The 16504-nt window shown below is 47.0% G+C and carries 22 protein-coding genes; all 22 read left to right on the top strand.

All coding sequences use genetic code 11. The features are described 5' to 3' along the window. Positions 1-16: 16 nt before the first annotated feature. The 22 genes from rpoC to rpsH all read left to right on the top strand — a co-directional run bounded on the left by rpoC (position 17) and on the right by rpsH (position 16498). Complete coding sequence (gene rpoC, locus KNO79_RS14855) at positions 17-3616, top strand: DNA-directed RNA polymerase subunit beta' (protein ID WP_012727684.1); 3600 nt, start codon at positions 17-19, stop codon at positions 3614-3616. Between the two features lie 290 nt (positions 3617-3906). Next, positions 3907-4329 carry a 30S ribosomal protein S12 gene (gene rpsL / locus KNO79_RS14850; RefSeq protein WP_012727683.1) on the top strand — a complete coding sequence of 141 codons (423 nt, stop codon included), beginning with the start codon at positions 3907-3909 and terminating at the stop codon, positions 4327-4329. Between the two features lie 48 nt (positions 4330-4377). Further along, complete coding sequence (rpsG, locus tag KNO79_RS14845) at positions 4378-4845, top strand: 30S ribosomal protein S7 (RefSeq protein WP_012727682.1); 468 nt, start codon at positions 4378-4380, stop codon at positions 4843-4845. 112 nt (positions 4846-4957) lie between these two features. Then, positions 4958-7036 (top strand): elongation factor G, encoded by a 2079-nt coding sequence (fusA, locus tag KNO79_RS14840; RefSeq protein WP_159563152.1) that lies wholly within the window; start codon positions 4958-4960, stop codon positions 7034-7036. A 113-nt stretch (positions 7037-7149) separates the two neighbouring features. Beyond that, positions 7150-8337 carry an elongation factor Tu gene (gene tuf / locus KNO79_RS14835; protein ID WP_078147868.1) on the top strand — a complete coding sequence of 396 codons (1188 nt, stop codon included), beginning with the start codon at positions 7150-7152 and terminating at the stop codon, positions 8335-8337. 108 nt (positions 8338-8445) lie between these two features. Beyond that, entirely contained in the window at positions 8446-8955 is a 510-nt protein-coding gene (locus KNO79_RS14830; RefSeq protein ID WP_214691672.1) for a nucleotidyltransferase family protein, read from the top strand. Between the two features lie 377 nt (positions 8956-9332). Continuing rightward, on the top strand, positions 9333-9641 hold the full coding sequence (rpsJ, locus tag KNO79_RS14825) for a 30S ribosomal protein S10 (protein ID WP_074032438.1): 309 nt from the start codon (positions 9333-9335) through the stop codon (positions 9639-9641). Positions 9642-9702: 61 nt separating this feature from the next. Then, positions 9703-10329, top strand: coding sequence for a 50S ribosomal protein L3 (gene rplC / locus KNO79_RS14820; RefSeq protein ID WP_012727677.1), 627 nt, complete (start codon positions 9703-9705; stop codon positions 10327-10329). Positions 10330-10357: 28 nt separating this feature from the next. Then, the gene (rplD, locus tag KNO79_RS14815) at positions 10358-10981 is read left to right on the top strand and encodes a 50S ribosomal protein L4 (protein ID WP_012727676.1); all 624 of its coding nucleotides are present in this window, start codon (positions 10358-10360) and stop codon (positions 10979-10981) included. After that, entirely contained in the window at positions 10981-11262 is a 282-nt protein-coding gene (gene rplW, locus KNO79_RS14810; RefSeq protein WP_012727675.1) for a 50S ribosomal protein L23, read from the top strand. Before rplD ends, rplW begins: the two co-directional genes overlap by 1 nt. Before the next feature lie 34 nt (positions 11263-11296). Beyond that, a complete protein-coding gene (rplB, locus tag KNO79_RS14805) occupies positions 11297-12127 on the top strand; it encodes a 50S ribosomal protein L2 (RefSeq protein WP_012727674.1) in 831 nt (276 codons plus the stop codon). Between the two features lie 66 nt (positions 12128-12193). After that, positions 12194-12469, top strand: coding sequence for a 30S ribosomal protein S19 (gene rpsS, locus KNO79_RS14800; protein WP_012727673.1), 276 nt, complete (start codon positions 12194-12196; stop codon positions 12467-12469). A gap of 20 nt (positions 12470-12489) precedes the next feature. Then, a complete protein-coding gene (gene rplV / locus KNO79_RS14795) occupies positions 12490-12822 on the top strand; it encodes a 50S ribosomal protein L22 (protein WP_012727672.1) in 333 nt (110 codons plus the stop codon). Between the two features lie 13 nt (positions 12823-12835). Continuing rightward, the gene (gene rpsC / locus KNO79_RS14790; RefSeq protein WP_012727671.1) at positions 12836-13495 is read left to right on the top strand and encodes a 30S ribosomal protein S3; all 660 of its coding nucleotides are present in this window, start codon (positions 12836-12838) and stop codon (positions 13493-13495) included. Between the two features lie 32 nt (positions 13496-13527). Beyond that, entirely contained in the window at positions 13528-13965 is a 438-nt protein-coding gene (gene rplP / locus KNO79_RS14785) for a 50S ribosomal protein L16 (RefSeq protein WP_012727670.1), read from the top strand. Continuing rightward, on the top strand, positions 13952-14155 hold the full coding sequence (gene rpmC, locus KNO79_RS14780) for a 50S ribosomal protein L29 (RefSeq protein ID WP_012727669.1): 204 nt from the start codon (positions 13952-13954) through the stop codon (positions 14153-14155). The genes rplP and rpmC overlap by 14 nt, the downstream gene beginning before the upstream one ends. 32 nt (positions 14156-14187) lie before the next feature. Beyond that, positions 14188-14448, top strand: a complete 261-nt coding sequence (rpsQ, locus tag KNO79_RS14775; protein ID WP_012727668.1) for a 30S ribosomal protein S17 — start codon at positions 14188-14190, stop codon at positions 14446-14448. Positions 14449-14492: 44 nt separating this feature from the next. Further along, positions 14493-14861 carry a 50S ribosomal protein L14 gene (gene rplN / locus KNO79_RS14770; RefSeq protein ID WP_012727667.1) on the top strand — a complete coding sequence of 123 codons (369 nt, stop codon included), beginning with the start codon at positions 14493-14495 and terminating at the stop codon, positions 14859-14861. Between the two features lie 36 nt (positions 14862-14897). Further along, positions 14898-15206 carry a 50S ribosomal protein L24 gene (gene rplX, locus KNO79_RS14765; protein ID WP_012727666.1) on the top strand — a complete coding sequence of 103 codons (309 nt, stop codon included), beginning with the start codon at positions 14898-14900 and terminating at the stop codon, positions 15204-15206. 32 nt (positions 15207-15238) lie between these two features. Then, a complete protein-coding gene (gene rplE, locus KNO79_RS14760) occupies positions 15239-15778 on the top strand; it encodes a 50S ribosomal protein L5 (protein WP_074035359.1) in 540 nt (179 codons plus the stop codon). Between the two features lie 20 nt (positions 15779-15798). Continuing rightward, positions 15799-16068 carry a 30S ribosomal protein S14 gene (gene rpsN / locus KNO79_RS14755; RefSeq protein WP_012727664.1) on the top strand — a complete coding sequence of 90 codons (270 nt, stop codon included), beginning with the start codon at positions 15799-15801 and terminating at the stop codon, positions 16066-16068. A gap of 31 nt (positions 16069-16099) precedes the next feature. Then, positions 16100-16498, top strand: a complete 399-nt coding sequence (gene rpsH / locus KNO79_RS14750) for a 30S ribosomal protein S8 (protein WP_026824842.1) — start codon at positions 16100-16102, stop codon at positions 16496-16498. The last annotated feature ends 6 nt before the right edge of the window (positions 16499-16504 follow it).

The raw sequence follows: 16504 nt of genomic DNA, 5'->3' as shown, positions 1-16504 counted from the left end.
AAGGGAGGTCGGCCCCTTGGTAGATGTTAATCGATTTGAATATATGAAAATCGGCTTGGCTTCATCAGAGAAGATCCGTTCGTGGTCTTACGGTGAAGTCAAAAAGCCGGAAACGATCAACTATCGTACACTTAAACCAGAGAAGGACGGATTATTCTGTGAACGAATCTTCGGTCCTACGAAAGACTGGGAATGTTACTGTGGGAAATACAAACGTATCCGTTATAAAGGAGTCATTTGTGACCGCTGTGGCGTTGAAGTGACGAAAGCGAAAGTGCGTCGCGAGCGAATGGGCCATATCGAGCTCGCGGCACCAGTTTCGCACATCTGGTACTTCAAAGGGATTCCAAGCCGCATGGGGCTTGTTCTCGACATGTCACCACGTGCGCTTGAAGAAGTCATTTACTTCGCATCTTACGTGGTCACAGAGCCAGGTGATACTCCGCTTGAGAAGAAACAACTTCTCTCGGAAAAAGAATTCCGTCTCTATCGTGAAAAATACGGTAGCGACTTCAAAGCAGACATGGGTGCTGAAGCCATCCGTACACTTCTTCAAGACGTTAATCTTGAAAAAGAAGTAGGCGAGCTTCGTGAAGAGTTGAAAACAGTCCAAGGTCAACGTCGTACACGTGCGATTAAGCGCTTGGAAGTTCTCGATGCATTCTTCACTTCAGGAAACAATCCAGACTGGATGATCCTTGAAGTACTTCCTGTCATCCCACCAGAGCTTCGCCCGATGGTACAGCTTGATGGTGGACGCTTTGCGACATCTGACTTGAACGATTTGTATCGTCGAGTCATCAACCGGAACAACCGTCTCAAACGTTTGCTCGACCTCGGCGCGCCGAACATCATCGTGCAAAACGAGAAGCGTATGCTTCAAGAAGCGGTTGACGCCCTCATCGACAACGGTCGTCGTGGTCGTCCGGTAACAGGTCCTGGTAACCGTCCGCTTAAATCACTTTCACACATGTTGAAAGGGAAACAAGGTCGTTTCCGTCAAAACCTTCTCGGTAAACGGGTCGACTATTCAGGACGTTCGGTTATCGTCGTAGGTCCGAACTTGAAGATGTATCAGTGTGGTCTTCCAAAAGAGATGGCGCTTGAACTCTTCAAACCGTTCGTGATGAAAGAGCTTGTCGGTCGCGGCATCGCTTCAAACATCAAGAACGCCAAACGCAAAATCGAGAAGATGCAACCTGAAATCTGGGGCGTCCTTGAAGAAGTCATTCGTGAGCATCCGGTCCTCTTGAACCGTGCCCCGACACTTCACCGCCTTGGTATTCAAGCATTCGAACCGATTCTTGTTGAAGGTCGTGCGATTCGCCTTCACCCACTCGTATGTACGGCATACAACGCCGACTTCGATGGTGACCAAATGGCCGTCCACGTTCCGCTCTCTGCAGAAGCACAAGCGGAAGCACGTCTTCTCATGCTCGCTGCGCAGAACATCTTGAACCCGAAAGACGGAAAACCAGTTGTTACACCATCGCAGGATATGGTCCTCGGTAACTACTACATCTCACTCGAACGTGAAGATGCCGTCGGTCAAGGGAAAGTGTTCTCGAACGTCAACGAAGCGTTGATTGCTTACCAAAACGGTTATGTCCACTTGCACTCGCGTGTGGCACTTCCGGCACGTACGCTCAACAACCCGACGTTCACAGACGAACAGAACGAGAAATTGCTCATTACGACAGTTGGTAAGATGATCTTCAACGAAATCTTGCCAAATACGTTCCCATACTTGAACGAGCCGACGATGGAAAACTTACAGGAAGCAACGCCTGATAAGTACTTCATCGACAAAGGGGCGAACGTTGCGGAAGAAATCGCATCACGTCCAATCATCGACCCGTTCAAAAAAGGGTTCCTTGGAAAAGTCATCGCGGAAGTGTTCCAGAAGTTTGAAACGACGGAAACAAGCCGCATGCTTGACCGGATGAAAGATCTTGGCTTCAAGCACTCGACAAAAGCGGGTGTGACGGTTGGGATTGCCGATATCATCGTACTTCCGGATAAACAGGAAATCCTTGATGAAGCACAAAAACAAGTCGACCAAATCATGAAGTCGTTCCGTCGTGGTCTCATCACTGAAGATGAGCGTTACGAGCGCGTTGTCCGTGCTTGGAACGAAGCGAAGGATGAAATTCAATCTCGATTGATGAAATCCCTCAACCGCCTGAACCCAATCTTCATGATGTCTGACTCAGGTGCCCGTGGTAACGCATCGAACTTTACGCAGCTTGCGGGTATGCGTGGTTTGATGGCCGCTCCATCTGGTCGCATCATCGAACTTCCAATCAAATCGTCATTCCGTGAAGGTCTGACGGTTCAAGAGTACTTCATCTCGACTCACGGGGCTCGTAAAGGTCTTGCCGATACAGCCTTGAAGACAGCCGATTCAGGTTACTTGACGCGTCGTCTCGTTGACGTAGCGCAAGATGTCATCATCCGTGAAGAGGATTGTGGAACAGACCGCGGAATCCGTGTTTCTGCACTCCGCGAAGGTACGGAAGAAATCGAAAGCTTGTACGACCGTCTCGTCGGACGTACATCGTTTGAAACGGTCACACACCCTGAAACGGGCGAAGTGTTGATCGATAAGAACGAATTGATCACAGAAGACATCGCGCGCATCATTGTAGATGCGGGTGTTGAAAAAGTTGAAATCCGTACAGCCTTCACATGTAACACGTCACACGGCGTATGTAAGAAGTGTTACGGACGCAACTTGGCAACTGGATCAAATGTTGAAGTCGGGGAAGCCGTCGGTATCATTGCCGCACAATCAATCGGTGAGCCAGGAACGCAGCTTACAATGCGTACCTTCCACACAGGTGGGGTTGCCGGAGACGATATCACACAAGGTCTTCCACGTATCCAAGAGGTATTCGAAGCCCGTAACCCGAAAGGTCAAGCGGTCATCTCGGAAATCTCTGGTACGGTCATCGACTTCACAGAATCGCGTGACAAGCGTGAACTCACGGTCGAAGGATTCAGTGAGACTCGCTCATACACGATTCCATTCGGAGCGCGTCTCCGCGTTCAAATCGGCGACACAGTAGAAGCCGGTGAAGTCTTCACGGAAGGTTCGATCGATCCGAAAGAATTGCTCGCCGTCCGTGGTGTATCTGGTGTTCAGAACTATCTTCTCCAAGAAGTTCAAAAAGTTTACCGGATGCAAGGGGTAGAAATCGGTGATAAGCACGTTGAGGTCATGGTTCGCCAAATGCTTCGTCGTGTCAAAGTTATCGAATCAGGTGACACACCACTTCTCCCTGGATCACTCGTCGACATCAGCGTCTTCAAAGAAGCGTGTAAAGATGCGATTCGTGATGGAAAACACCCAGCGACTGCGAAACCAGTCCTTCTCGGAATCACGAAAGCTTCACTTGAGACAGATTCGTTCCTCTCAGCGGCTTCGTTCCAAGAAACGACTCGCGTCTTGACAGATGCAGCAATCAAAGGGAAACGTGACTATCTCCTCGGACTCAAAGAGAACGTCATCATCGGTAAACTCGTTCCAGCTGGTACTGGAATGGCCGTCTACCGTGATGTGGAACTCAAAGAAGATGAGGCGCCAGTTGCGCTCGAAGATACAACAGTCGAGTAAAATACGTCTTGACAGCGCAGGTTGGCGGTGCTACTATGATTTAGTGCCGCCAATCGGTTGTTGTCGATGACAACGATGTCCAGCAGTCGGCAAGCTACTTGGACGTCCATCCGAACTTTCTACGGGAAGGTTTGGCTGCTACAATTGCCACTTTCAAGGTATAACTCACGTTTTTGCGAGGTCATGGAATGCCTACGCCTCGTAAAAACGTTTCGTTATGACCTTAAATGAACCACCCGGGTCGGTGGGACTAGAAAATAGCAACATTCAGGAAGGGAGGATCTTCAAAGATGCCTACTATTAACCAGTTAGTCCGTAAAGGACGTAAATCGAAAGTCGTGAAATCTGACTCTCCAGCACTTAACAAAGGTTACAACAGTTTCATCAAGTCACAAACAAACGTGAGCTCACCACAAAAACGTGGTGTTTGTACACGTGTTGGTACAATGACTCCGAAGAAACCGAACTCGGCGCTTCGTAAGTATGCTCGTGTTCGTTTGACTAACCAAATCGAAGTGACTGCGTACATCCCAGGTATTGGCCACAACCTTCAAGAGCACAGCGTTGTTCTTATCCGTGGAGGACGTGTAAAAGACTTACCAGGGGTACGTTACCACATCGTTCGTGGTGCGCTTGACACTGCAGGTGTTGATGGACGTATGCAAGGCCGTTCTAAATACGGTACGAAACGTCCGAAAGCTGCGAAGAAGTAATTCTCGCAAACTAAACTACAATTGAAATTTTGAAAGGAGGGTACTCGGATGCGTAAAAACCGTGCAGAACGTCGTGACGTTATCGCAGATCCGATCTACAACTCGAAATTGGTAACTCGCCTCATTAACCGTGTCATGTTAGACGGTAAAAAAGGTACAGCTCAAACTATCATTTACAACGCATTTGGCATCATCGCTGAACGCTCAGGCAAAGAGCCTATGGAAGTGTTCGAAGAAGCAATGAACAACATCATGCCTGTACTTGAAGTTAAAGCACGCCGTGTAGGTGGAGCTAACTACCAAGTTCCTGTAGAAGTTCGTCCAGAGCGCCGTACAACACTTGGTCTTCGTTACCTCGTGAACTACGCTCGTCTCCGCAACGAAAAAACGATGGAGCAACGTATCGCGAACGAAATCATGGATGCAGCCAACAACACTGGTGCATCTGTTAAGAAACGCGAAGACATGCATAAGATGGCAGAAGCTAACAAAGCGTTTGCTCACTATCGTTGGTAATTTAATCGTAAAGTCCACTCCGCCAAGCATGGCTTAACGGAGTGGCTTTCGGGTATAATCATATCGTGTGCGCGCACACGAAAATCAAACATGCGGAAGGAGAATACCCAGTATGGCAAGAGAATTCTCCCTAAAGAATACTCGTAACATCGGGATCATGGCTCACATCGATGCCGGTAAAACGACAACAACTGAACGTATTCTTTATTACACAGGTCGTATCCATAAAATTGGTGAAACGCACGAAGGTGCTTCACAAATGGACTGGATGGAGCAGGAGCAAGAGCGTGGAATCACGATCACTTCGGCTGCGACAACTGCACAGTGGAATGGCCACCGTGTAAACATCATCGATACACCTGGACACGTAGACTTCACTGTAGAAGTTGAACGTTCACTCCGTGTACTTGATGGTGCGGTTGCTGTACTTGACGCTCAGTCAGGTGTAGAACCACAAACAGAAACTGTATGGCGTCAAGCGACGACATATGGTGTACCACGTGTCGTATTCGTCAACAAGATGGATAAAATCGGCGCAGACTTCTTGTACTCTGTGAAGACGCTCCACGATCGTCTTCAAGCGAACGCTTACGCGATCCAACTCCCAATCGGAGCAGAGGACGATTTCAAAGGGATCATCGATCTCGTTGAAATGAAGACTTACATGTACAACAACGACCTCGGTACTGACATCGAAGTAATAGACGGCTTCCCAGCTGACATGGCTGACCAAGCTGAAGAACTTCGCGGTCAATTGATCGAAGGTGTTGCTGACTTCAACGAAGAGTTGATGATGAAGTACCTTGAAGGTGAAGAGATTTCAATCGATGAATTGAAAGCTGCAATCCGTCAAGCGACACTTAGCGTTGAATTCTACCCTGTACTCGTTGGTTCTGCCTTCAAAAACAAAGGTGTTCAGCTCATGCTTAACGCCGTTGTTGATTACCTCCCATCACCAGTTGATGTAGAGTCAATCAAAGGGATCAACCTCGATACAGAAGAAGAAATCACGCGTGAGCCTTCTGATGAAGCTCCATTCTCAGCACTTGCGTTCAAAGTTATGACTGACCCTTACGTCGGTAAATTGACGTTCTTCCGCGTGTACTCTGGTACAGCTGAAGCAGGATCATACGTGAAGAACTCGACTAAAGGGAAGCGTGAGCGTCTCGGTCGTATCCTTCAAATGCACGCAAACAGCCGTGAAGAGATTCCAATGGTATTCGCTGGTGACATCGCCGCTGCTGTTGGTTTCAAAGACACGACTACTGGTGACACGCTTTGCTCTGAGAAAGATAACATCGTTCTCGAGTCAATGACGTTCCCAGAACCAGTTATCTCGGTTGCAATCGAGCCTAAATCGAAAGCAGACCAAGATAAGATGGGTCAAGCTCTTGCGAAACTCGCAGAAGAAGATCCAACATTCCGCACTGAAACAAACCCTGAGACTGGTCAAACGATCATCTCTGGTATGGGTGAGCTTCACCTTGACATCCTCGTTGACCGTATGCGTCGCGAATTCAAAGTAGAAGCTAACGTTGGTGCACCACAAGTTGCTTACCGTGAAACAATCCGTGGCGCTGCGAAGATCGATTCGAAATTCGTTCGTCAGTCTGGTGGACGCGGTCAGTACGGTCACGTTGTCGTAGAATTCGAGCCGAACGAAGAAGGCGCTGGATTCGAGTTCGAGAACAAGATCGTCGGTGGTGTTGTACCACGTGAATACGTCCCTGCTGTTCAAAACGGGATTGAAGAAGCTCTCGAAAACGGTATCCTCGCTGGTTACCCAGTAGTAGACGTTAAAGCTCGTCTCGTATTCGGTTCGTACCACGATGTCGACTCGAACGAGATGGCGTTTAAAGTTGCTGCTTCGATGGCGGTTAAACAACTTAAGGACCAAGCGAAAGCTGTTATCCTTGAGCCAATGATGCGTGTTGAAGTTGTTATCCCAGAAGAATACATGGGTGACATCATGGGTGACGTTACGTCACGCCGTGGACGCGTAGAAGGTATGGAAGCTCGCGGTAACGCACAAGTCGTTAAAGCGATGATTCCACTTTCAGAAATGTTCGGTTACGCAACATCACTTCGTTCACGTACACAAGGACGCGGAACGTACTCGATGCACTTCGATCACTACGAAGAAGTACCGAAATCAATCGCTGAAGAAATCGTCAAAAAAGCGAACGGCTAATAACGGTTGTATCGCTAGATTGATTGTTGTAAGCTAAGGAGGACGTATGTTAAAAGTAGCCTACGTCTTCCTAGTTAAATAAAACTAATCGTTTAATAGAGGAGGAATCTAGAATGGGTAAAGAAAAATTCGACCGTTCTAAGCCGCACGTTAACGTTGGTACAATTGGCCACGTTGACCACGGTAAAACAACTTTGACTGCAGCAATCTCTGCTGTACTTTCACGTGCACAAGGTAAAACAGCTACTAAGTTCGACCAAATCGATGGTGCTCCAGAAGAGCGCGAGCGCGGTATCACAATCGCAACAGCTCACATCGAGTACGAAACTGACAAGCGTCACTACGCACACGTTGACTGCCCAGGACACGCTGACTATGTTAAAAACATGATCACTGGTGCTGCTCAAATGGACGGCGCGATCCTCGTTGTATCTGCAACAGATGGCCCAATGCCACAAACACGTGAGCACATCCTTCTTTCACGTCAAGTAGGTGTTCCTTACATCGTAGTATTCATGAACAAAGTTGACATGGTAGACGACGAAGAGCTTCTCGAACTCGTTGAAATGGAAATCCGTGAACTTCTTTCTGAATACGACTTCCCAGGCGACGACCTCCCTGTAATCAAAGGTTCTGCACTTGGCGCACTTAACGGTGAAGCTCAGTGGGAAGAAAAAGTTATGGAACTCATGAACGCTGTTGATGAGTACATCCCAGAACCAGTTCGTGACACTGAAAAAGACTTCATGATGCCTGTTGAGGACGTATTCTCAATCACTGGTCGTGGTACTGTAGCGACTGGTCGTGTTGAGCGTGGTGTTCTCCGCGTCAACGACGAGATCGAAATCGTTGGTCTTACAGAAGAAACGAAGAAAACTGTATGTACTGGTGTAGAGATGTTCCGTAAGCTTCTTGACTATGCTGAAGCTGGCGACAACATCGGTGCACTTCTCCGTGGTGTATCACGTGACGACATCGAGCGTGGACAAGTACTTGCTAAGCCAGGTTCAATCACACCACACTCTAAATTCAAAGCATCAATCTACGTTCTTTCTAAAGAAGAGGGTGGCCGTCACACGCCATTCTTCGCGAACTACCGTCCGCAGTTCTACTTCCGTACAACTGACGTAACAGGTATCGTTCACCTTCCAGAAGGTACTGAAATGGTAATGCCAGGAGACAACATCGAGTTGACGATCGAATTGATTTCTACAATCGCGATCGAAGACGGTACACGTTTCTCTATCCGTGAGGGTGGCCGTACTGTAGGTGCTGGTTCAGTAACAGAAATCATCGAGTAATCGATTGATTCAACTGAACAACATTAAGCAGTCCGCAATATGCGGGCTGCTTTTTTGTGTTTCCATCACAACATGGTAAGATGAGGCATACGAGAAAGGAGTGGCGTCATGCTGAAGCAACTAGAGACTATTTGTCGCTTGAATGGGATTGAGTATCGCATTGGCGGTTCTGAGCTGTTAAAGCATCATGGCATCGTCGAGGTAACGAATGACATCGATGTTTTTGTTGAACCGGACCAGTTTGAAAAAATCGATCGCGTACTTAGTCGTGCTGGGGAGAAGAAACCATCAGATTCTCACGACGCATACGTAACGACCTACTTTGGAGAGTATATATTCGAGGGAACAGATGTGGACGTCATGTCTAGTTTCCGAATGAAGTGTACCGACGGAATCTATACGCATCCTTTCATTGAACCAGATGGACAATGGATGCACCTAGAAGAGTGGGTCGTCCTTTACACGGTCATCGGACGAGAGGATAAATTAGCGTCATTGCTCCGCTATTTCAAGACGCACAGTGTTAATGAAGGAATTGTTCAAGACTGTTTAAAACGAGCGCCACAATCGGTCATAGAAGGGGTGACAGAGCGTTTTGGAGAGGTGATGAAACGCTAGGTCGAGTTGACATGGGAGTTCGTTTGAAAAATAGTTCAATAAAAGAATGAATTTTTGCTTGCAAAAGCTCGCGAATCTTGTTACATTAGGGAACGTTGAGCAACTCATCAGACAACCAGCAACTTCAAAAATCTAATCTTGCATTCCATGACCAGATTAGATATAATGATTAAGTGTTTGTGCGAGTGGTGAGAGACTTTACAGCAGAAAACGGGTCCAATCGTTGATTTGCAATGATCGGATGCCTCTGCTGACACAAGCACGCTGCGTTGAAGCGGGAGGTTATGACACGCCAGGCAGCATTGCCATGGCCGGTGTGGAAATTTCCGCGGAGAATTGTCTATTTTTAAAGTAGGCGACAAAGGAGGGAAACAAACATGGCAAATGAAAAAATTCGTATTCGTTTAAAAGCATATGACCATCGCGTTCTCGATCAATCAGCTGAGAAGATCGTTGACACTGCGAAGCGTTCAGGTGCAAAGGTGTCGGGTCCAATCCCGCTCCCAACTGAAAAATCGGTTTACACGATTCTTCGTGCGGTTCACAAGTACAAAGATGCTCGTGAGCAGTTCGAAATGCGTACACACAAACGCTTGATCGACATCGTAAACCCAACACCGAAAACAGTCGATTCGCTTATGCGTCTCGAGTTACCATCAGGTGTAGACATCGAAATTAAACTTTAATTCTTCATATAGTAGATACTAGCCAGAAGAGACAATTAATTATTAACAGGAGGTGTATCTCATGGCTAAAGGAATCTTAGGAACAAAACTTGGTATGACTCAAATCTTCAACGAAGCAGGCGAAGTTGTACCAGTAACAGTAGTTGCTGTAGAAGGTAACGTCGTTCTTCAACTTAAAACAGTTGACACAGACGGTTACGAAGCAGTTCAACTTGGTTTCGGAGACATCAAAGAATCACGTCAAAACAAACCATCAAAAGGTCACGCTGCGAAAGCAAACGCGACACCTAAGCGCTTCATCAAAGAAGTTCGTACTTCAGTAGAAGGATACGAAATCGGTCAAGAGATTAAGGCAGACATTTTCGCTGCAGGTGAATTAGTAGACGTAACAGGTACATCGAAAGGTAAAGGATTCCAAGGTGCGATCAAGCGTCACGGACAATCACGTGGACCAATGGCTCACGGTTCGCGCTACCACCGTCGTCCTGGTTCGATGGGTCCTGTCGCTCCTAACCGCGTATTTAAAGGGAAACTTCTTCCTGGTCAAATGGGTGGAGAGCGTAAAACAATTCAAAACCTTGAAGTCGTTAAAGTTGATGTGGAACGTGGCCTTCTCCTCGTGAAAGGTGCTATCCCAGGCGCTCGTAAATCGAACGTCATCATCAAATCAGCGGTCAAAGGTAACTAATTAACTGCACGGAAAGGAGGAATTACGAATGCCTAAAGTAGCTTTGCTTAACCAAACAGGTTCACAAGTTGGCGAAATCGAATTGGCAGAAGCCATCTTCGGAATCGAGCCAAACGAATCAGTACTTTACGACGCAATCGTCATGCAACAAGCATCACGCCGTCAAGGTACTCACGATACGAAAGGTCGCTCGGAAGTACGCGGTGGCGGCCGTAAACCATGGAAACAAAAGGGAACTGGTCGTGCGCGCCAAGGTTCTATCCGCTCACCACAATGGGTTGGTGGTGGTACAGTCTTCGGTCCAACACCACGTTCATACTCTTACAAACTTCCTAAGAAGGTTCGTCGTTTAGCACTTCTCTCGGCTCTTTCGTCGAAAGTACAAAACAACGAAATCATCGTCCTCGAAGGCCTTGCTTTCGATGCACCAAAAACAAAAGATATGGCTGCTGTACTCAACAGCTTATCAGTAGAACGTAAGGCTCTTGTAGTCACAGCGGACTACAATGAGACTATCGCTCTCGCAGCTCGTAACATCCCAGGAGTGACTGTGATCGACGCAGCAGGCGTAAACGTTCTTGACCTCGTTGCTAACGACAAAGTCATCTTCACTAAAGATGCGGTTGCGAAGGTAGAGGAGGTGCTTGCATAATGGCTCAAGCATACGATATCATCAAACGTCCGATCATCACTGAGCGTTCAGTTAGCCTCATGGAAGCTAACAAATACGTTTTCGAAATCGACGTAAAAGCGACTAAATCGCAAGTGAAACACGCTATCGAAACAATCTTCAACGTGAAAGTTGCTTCGGTAAACACAATGAACTACAAACCGAAAGCGAAACGTGTCGGTCGTCACTCTGGTTACACAGCTCGTCGTAAAAAAGCGATCGTAACCCTTGCTGAAGGCAACACAATCGACTTCCTCGGTTAATTAACTACCTTAGAAGAAAAGGAGGGAATCCTCGATGGCAATCAAAAAGTTTAAGCCGACCACTAACGGTCGTCGTAACATGACATCTCTCGACTTTGCAGAGATCACAACGAATCGCCCTGAAAAATCGTTAACTGAAAAGCTTTCGAAAAAAGGCGGACGTAACAACCAAGGTCGCTTGACTGTTCGTCACCAAGGTGGCGGTCACAAGCGTAAATACCGTATCATCGATTTCAAACGTAACAAAGATGGCGTTGCAGGACGCGTAGCAACGATCGAATACGATCCAAACCGTTCAGCAAACATCGCACTCATCAACTATGTAGATGGTGAGAAACGTTACATCCTCGCTCCTAAGGGCATCAAAGTAGGCATGGAAATCATGTCTGGTCCTGAAGCGGATATCAAAGTGGGGAACGCTCTTCCACTCGTAAACATCCCTGTCGGTACAACAATCCACAACATCGAGCTTAAGCCTGGTAAAGGCGGTCAGCTAGTTCGTGCGGCTGGTGCATCGGCACAAATCCAAGGACGTGACGGCAAGTACGTCATCGTTCGTCTTCAATCAGGTGAATCACGCTTGTTCCTCGGCACTTGCCGCGCGACAATCGGTTCAGTTGGTAACGAAGAACACGAACTCGTAAACATCGGTAAAGCAGGACGTTCACGTTGGTTAGGCAAACGCCCAACAGTACGTGGTTCTGTAATGAACCCGGTTGATCACCCACACGGTGGTGGTGAAGGTCGTGCGCCAATCGGTCGTTCGGGCCCACTTACTCCTTGGGGTAAACCAGCTCTTGGTCTTAAGACTCGTAAGAAAAACAAATCGAGCGACATGTACATCCTTCGTCGCCGTAAGAAATAATTACTACATGATTCTCGGGCGGTTCGAAAGGGCCGTTCCCGAATCATTCCAAAGGGAGGTTCTAACATGGGTCGCAGCTTGAAAAAAGGTCCATTCGCAGATCACCACTTACTCGCTAAAGTTGACAAACTCAACGAATCTGGTGAGAAGCAAGTCATCAAAACTTGGTCACGTCGCTCGACGATCTTCCCAGAATTCATGGGTCACACGTTCGGTGTGCACGATGGTCGTAAACACGTACCAGTATTCGTGACAGAAGACATGGTTGGTCACAAACTTGGTGAATTCGCTCCAACACGCACGTACAAAGGTCACGGATCAGACAAGAAAACGAAACGGTAATTTGAGGGGAGGTCAAATCCATGCAAGCTAAAGCATCAGCTAATATGGTCCGTCTTGCTCCTCGCAAAGCACGTCTCGTTGTAGACTTAATTCGCGGGAAACAAGTCGGCGAAGCGCTCTCTGTCCTTGCTCACACGAACAAGGCAGCATCGCCAGTCGTTGAAAAAGTATTAAAATCAGCGATTGCTAACGCAGAGCACAACTACGATATGAACATTGAGAACCTCGTTGTAACAGAAGCTTACGTAAACGAAGGTCCAACACTCAAACGCTTCCGCCCACGTGCGATGGGTCGCGCAAGCCGTATTAACAAACGCACAAGCCACATCCACATCGTGGTAACTGAGAAATAAGGAGGGATATGTAGTGGGTCAAAAGGTAAATCCGCACGGTCTTCGCGTTGGTGTTATCAAAGACTGGGATTCGCGTTGGTACGCTGAGAAAGACTACGCTGATCTCCTTCATGAAGACTTCGTTATTCGTGAATACATCGAAAACAAAATGAAGGATGCTAGTGTTTCTAAAGTTGAAATCGAACGCGCTGCAAACCGCGTGAACATTTCGCTTCACACTGCGAAGCCAGGTATGGTAATCGGTAAAGGTGGTTCTGAAATCGAATCACTCCGTAAACACATTACAAAAATCGCTGACGGAAAACGCGTTCACATCAACGTTGTTGAAGTGAAAAACGCTGACGCTGTTGCGAAGCTTGTAGCAGAAAACATTGCTCGTCAATTGGAAGGTCGCGTATCATTCCGTCGTGCAATGAAACAATCTATTCAACGTTCGATGCGTACTGGCATCAAAGGGATCAAAACAGAAGTTTCTGGTCGTCTTGGTGGCGCTGATATCGCTCGTTCAGAGAAGTACTCGGAAGGAACAGTTCCACTTCACACACTCCGTGCCGACATCGACTACGGAACAGCTGAAGCTGACACAACTTACGGTAAAATCGGCGTAAAAGTTTGGTTATACCACGGTGAAGTTCTTCCAACAAAAAACAACACAGCGAAAAACGCTGAATAATAAACACTCTTTCAGGAAGGAGGCAACACACTATGTTGTTACCTAAACGCGTGAAATATCGTCGTGTACACCGTGGTAAAATGCGCGGGAACGCTAAACGCGGCACAACTGTACACTTCGGTGAGTTCGGTCTCCAAGCTCTCGAAGCGAGCTGGATTACAAACCGTCAAATCGAATCAGCACGTATTGCAATGACACGTTATATGAAACGTGGTGGTAAAGTGTGGATCAAGATCTTCCCACACAAGCCGTACACTAAAAAGCCTCTCGAAGTCCGAATGGGTTCGGGTAAAGGTGCTCCAGAAGGCTGGGTAGCTGTAGTTAAGCCTGGCAAAGTAATGTTCGAAATCGCAGGTGTATCTGAGGAAGTGGCACGTGAGGCACTTCGTCTTGCATCGCACAAACTTCCAGTAAAATGTAAGTTCGTGAAACGTGAAGAAAATGGTGGTGATACGAATGAAAGCAACTGATCTCCGTCAATCAACAACTGAAGAGCTCAACGGTAAAGTGGGCGAGTGGAAAGAAGAACTCTTTAACCTTCGCTTCCAACTTGCTACAGGTCAGCTTGAGAATCCTGCTCGTATCCGTGAAGTACGCAAGTCGATTGCGCGTGCTAAAACGATTCTTCGTGAACGCGAACTCGGCATCAACAACGGCTAATTACATCGGATTCTTGAGAGGAGGTAACACTCATGGAACGCAACAACCGTAAAGTGTTCACTGGTCGCGTCGTGTCTGACAAAATGGACAAAACGATCGTCGTCGCAGTAGAAACAAAGGTTCGTCATAAACTTTATGGCAAACGTGTAAACTACACGAAGAAATATAAAGCACACGATGAGAACAACGTCGCTAAAGTGGGCGATATCGTTCGCATCGCGGAAACACGTCCTCTTTCTAAAGACAAACGTTTCCGTCTTGTAACAGTAGTAGAAGAATCAGTAATCATCTAATAACAGTTCGGATTTATTAAACATCCGGAGGGAGGTACACTCGCATGATTCAACAAGAATCTCGCTTGAAAGTAGCAGACAACTCTGGCGCGCGTGAACTGTTGACAATTAAAGTCCTCGGTGGTTCTGGTCGTAAGACTGCAAACATCGGTGACATCATCGTCGCAACGGTAAAACAAGCAACACCAGGTGGCGTTGTTAAAAAAGGTGACGTTGTCAGAGCAGTTGTCGTTCGTACAAAACGCGGCGCTCGTCGTAAAGATGGTTCGTACATCCGTTTCGATGAGAACGCAGCAGTCATTATCAAAGATGACAAGAGCCCACGCGGCACACGGATCTTCGGGCCAGTTGCACGTGAACTTCGTGAAAAAGAATTCATGAAGATCGTTTCGTTGGCACCGGAAGTACTTTAATTTCCAATTTCAATCCTATAAGGAGGTGCGCAAACGATGCATGTTAAAAAAGGCGATACAGTCCAGGTAATGTCTGGTAAAGATAAAGGCAAGCAAGGGGTTATCCTCAAAGCTATGCCAAGCAAAAACCGCGTAGTGGTTGAAGGCGTAAACGTGATGAAAAAACACGCGAAACCTTCACAAGCGAATCCACAAGGCGGGATCCTTGAGATCGAAGCACCAATTCACGTCTCGAACGTAATGCCACTCGACCCTAAAACTGGCAAACCAACTCGTGTTGGTTTCAAAGTAGTCGATGGTAAAAAAGTTCGTGTCGCGAAATCGGGCGAATCACTCGATAAATAAGAAGAACGTGACGAAAGGAGGTCCATTCGACTATGAACCGTTTGCAAGAGAAGTATAAAAGCGACATCGTGAAAGCGATGATGGATAAATTCAACTATGACTCGGTCATGCAAGTACCGAAAGTCGAAAAGATTGTCATCAACATGGGTGTAGGTGACGCTGTTTCGAACTCGAAAGCACTTGATATGGCAGTTGAAGAATTAACAATTCTTTCAGGTCAAAAACCACTCGTAACGAAAGCGAAGAAATCAATCGCTGGTTTCAAACTTCGTGAAGGTATGCCAATCGGTGCGAAGGTTACACTTCGTGGCGAGCGCATGTACGATTTCCTCGACAAATTGGTAACTGTTTCACTTCCACGTGTACGTGACTTCCGCGGTGTATCGAAGAAAGCATTCGACGGACGCGGTAACTACACGCTTGGCGTGAAAGAGCAACTTATTTTCCCTGAGATCGATTACGATAAAGTATCTAAAGTACGCGGTATGGACATCGTTGTTGTTACAACAGCAAACACAGACGAAGAAGCACGTGAATTGCTCACACTTCTCGGTATGCCATTCCAAAAATAATCTAGAGGGAGGTCGACAACATGGCTAAAAAGTCAATGGTGAATCGCGAACTTAAACGCGAGAAACTCGTTGCCCAGTACGCTGAAAAGCGTGCGAAGTTGAAAGCTGAAGGCGATTATATCGGACTCAGCAAATTGCCACGTAACTCGTCACCTGTACGTTTGCACAACCGTTGCAGCATCACAGGTCGTCCGCATGGTTACATGGGTAAATTCGGGATCAGCCGTATCAAGTTCCGTGATCTTGCATACAAAGGTCAAATCCCTGGTGTTAAAAAAGCAAGCTGGTAATCCACTAACAGTGTGAAAGGAGGTACATCGCATGGTAATGACAGACCCTATTGCAGATATGCTTACACGTATCCGTAACGCTAACATGGTTCGCCATGAAAAAATGGAGCTTCCAGCTTCGAACATTAAACGTGAGATCGCTGAAATCCTTAAGCGTGAAGGTTTCATTCGCGATGTTGAATATATCGAGGACGCTAAACAAGGTACACTTCGTCTTTTCCTTAAATATGGAGCAAGCAACGAACGTGTAATCACTGGTCTCAAACGTATTTCGAAACCAGGTCTTCGCGTATACGCAAAAGCTGATGAAGTACCTAAAGTACTCGGAGGACTCGGGATCGCAGTTCTTTCGACATCTAAAGGTCTTATGACTGATAAAGAAGCTCGCCAACAACAAGTCGGCGGCGAAGTGCTCGCCTACATCTGGTAAGTCACT

It is taken from the genome of Exiguobacterium sp. s43 (assembly GCF_018617255.1).
Classification (GTDB): Bacteria; Bacillota; Bacilli; order Exiguobacteriales; family Exiguobacteriaceae; genus Exiguobacterium; species Exiguobacterium profundum.
This window is presented reverse-complemented; position numbering and strand designations above follow the sequence as displayed.

Coding starts and splice junctions, on each gene's coding strand:
- rpsL (WP_012727683.1), top strand. CDS start 3,907: ATGCCTACTATTAACCAGTTAGTCCGTAAAGGACGTAAATCGAAAGTC.
- rpsG (WP_012727682.1), top strand. CDS start 4,378: ATGCGTAAAAACCGTGCAGAACGTCGTGACGTTATCGCAGATCCGATC.
- fusA (WP_159563152.1), top strand. CDS start 4,958: ATGGCAAGAGAATTCTCCCTAAAGAATACTCGTAACATCGGGATCATG.
- tuf (WP_078147868.1), top strand. CDS start 7,150: ATGGGTAAAGAAAAATTCGACCGTTCTAAGCCGCACGTTAACGTTGGT.
- KNO79_RS14830 (WP_214691672.1), top strand. CDS start 8,446: ATGCTGAAGCAACTAGAGACTATTTGTCGCTTGAATGGGATTGAGTAT.
- rpsJ (WP_074032438.1), top strand. CDS start 9,333: ATGGCAAATGAAAAAATTCGTATTCGTTTAAAAGCATATGACCATCGC.
- rplC (WP_012727677.1), top strand. CDS start 9,703: ATGGCTAAAGGAATCTTAGGAACAAAACTTGGTATGACTCAAATCTTC.
- rplD (WP_012727676.1), top strand. CDS start 10,358: ATGCCTAAAGTAGCTTTGCTTAACCAAACAGGTTCACAAGTTGGCGAA.
- rplW (WP_012727675.1), top strand. CDS start 10,981: ATGGCTCAAGCATACGATATCATCAAACGTCCGATCATCACTGAGCGT.
- rplB (WP_012727674.1), top strand. CDS start 11,297: ATGGCAATCAAAAAGTTTAAGCCGACCACTAACGGTCGTCGTAACATG.
- rpsS (WP_012727673.1), top strand. CDS start 12,194: ATGGGTCGCAGCTTGAAAAAAGGTCCATTCGCAGATCACCACTTACTC.
- rplV (WP_012727672.1), top strand. CDS start 12,490: ATGCAAGCTAAAGCATCAGCTAATATGGTCCGTCTTGCTCCTCGCAAA.
- rplP (WP_012727670.1), top strand. CDS start 13,528: ATGTTGTTACCTAAACGCGTGAAATATCGTCGTGTACACCGTGGTAAA.
- rpmC (WP_012727669.1), top strand. CDS start 13,952: ATGAAAGCAACTGATCTCCGTCAATCAACAACTGAAGAGCTCAACGGT.
- rpsQ (WP_012727668.1), top strand. CDS start 14,188: ATGGAACGCAACAACCGTAAAGTGTTCACTGGTCGCGTCGTGTCTGAC.
- rplN (WP_012727667.1), top strand. CDS start 14,493: ATGATTCAACAAGAATCTCGCTTGAAAGTAGCAGACAACTCTGGCGCG.
- rplX (WP_012727666.1), top strand. CDS start 14,898: ATGCATGTTAAAAAAGGCGATACAGTCCAGGTAATGTCTGGTAAAGAT.
- rplE (WP_074035359.1), top strand. CDS start 15,239: ATGAACCGTTTGCAAGAGAAGTATAAAAGCGACATCGTGAAAGCGATG.
- rpsN (WP_012727664.1), top strand. CDS start 15,799: ATGGCTAAAAAGTCAATGGTGAATCGCGAACTTAAACGCGAGAAACTC.
- rpsH (WP_026824842.1), top strand. CDS start 16,100: ATGGTAATGACAGACCCTATTGCAGATATGCTTACACGTATCCGTAAC.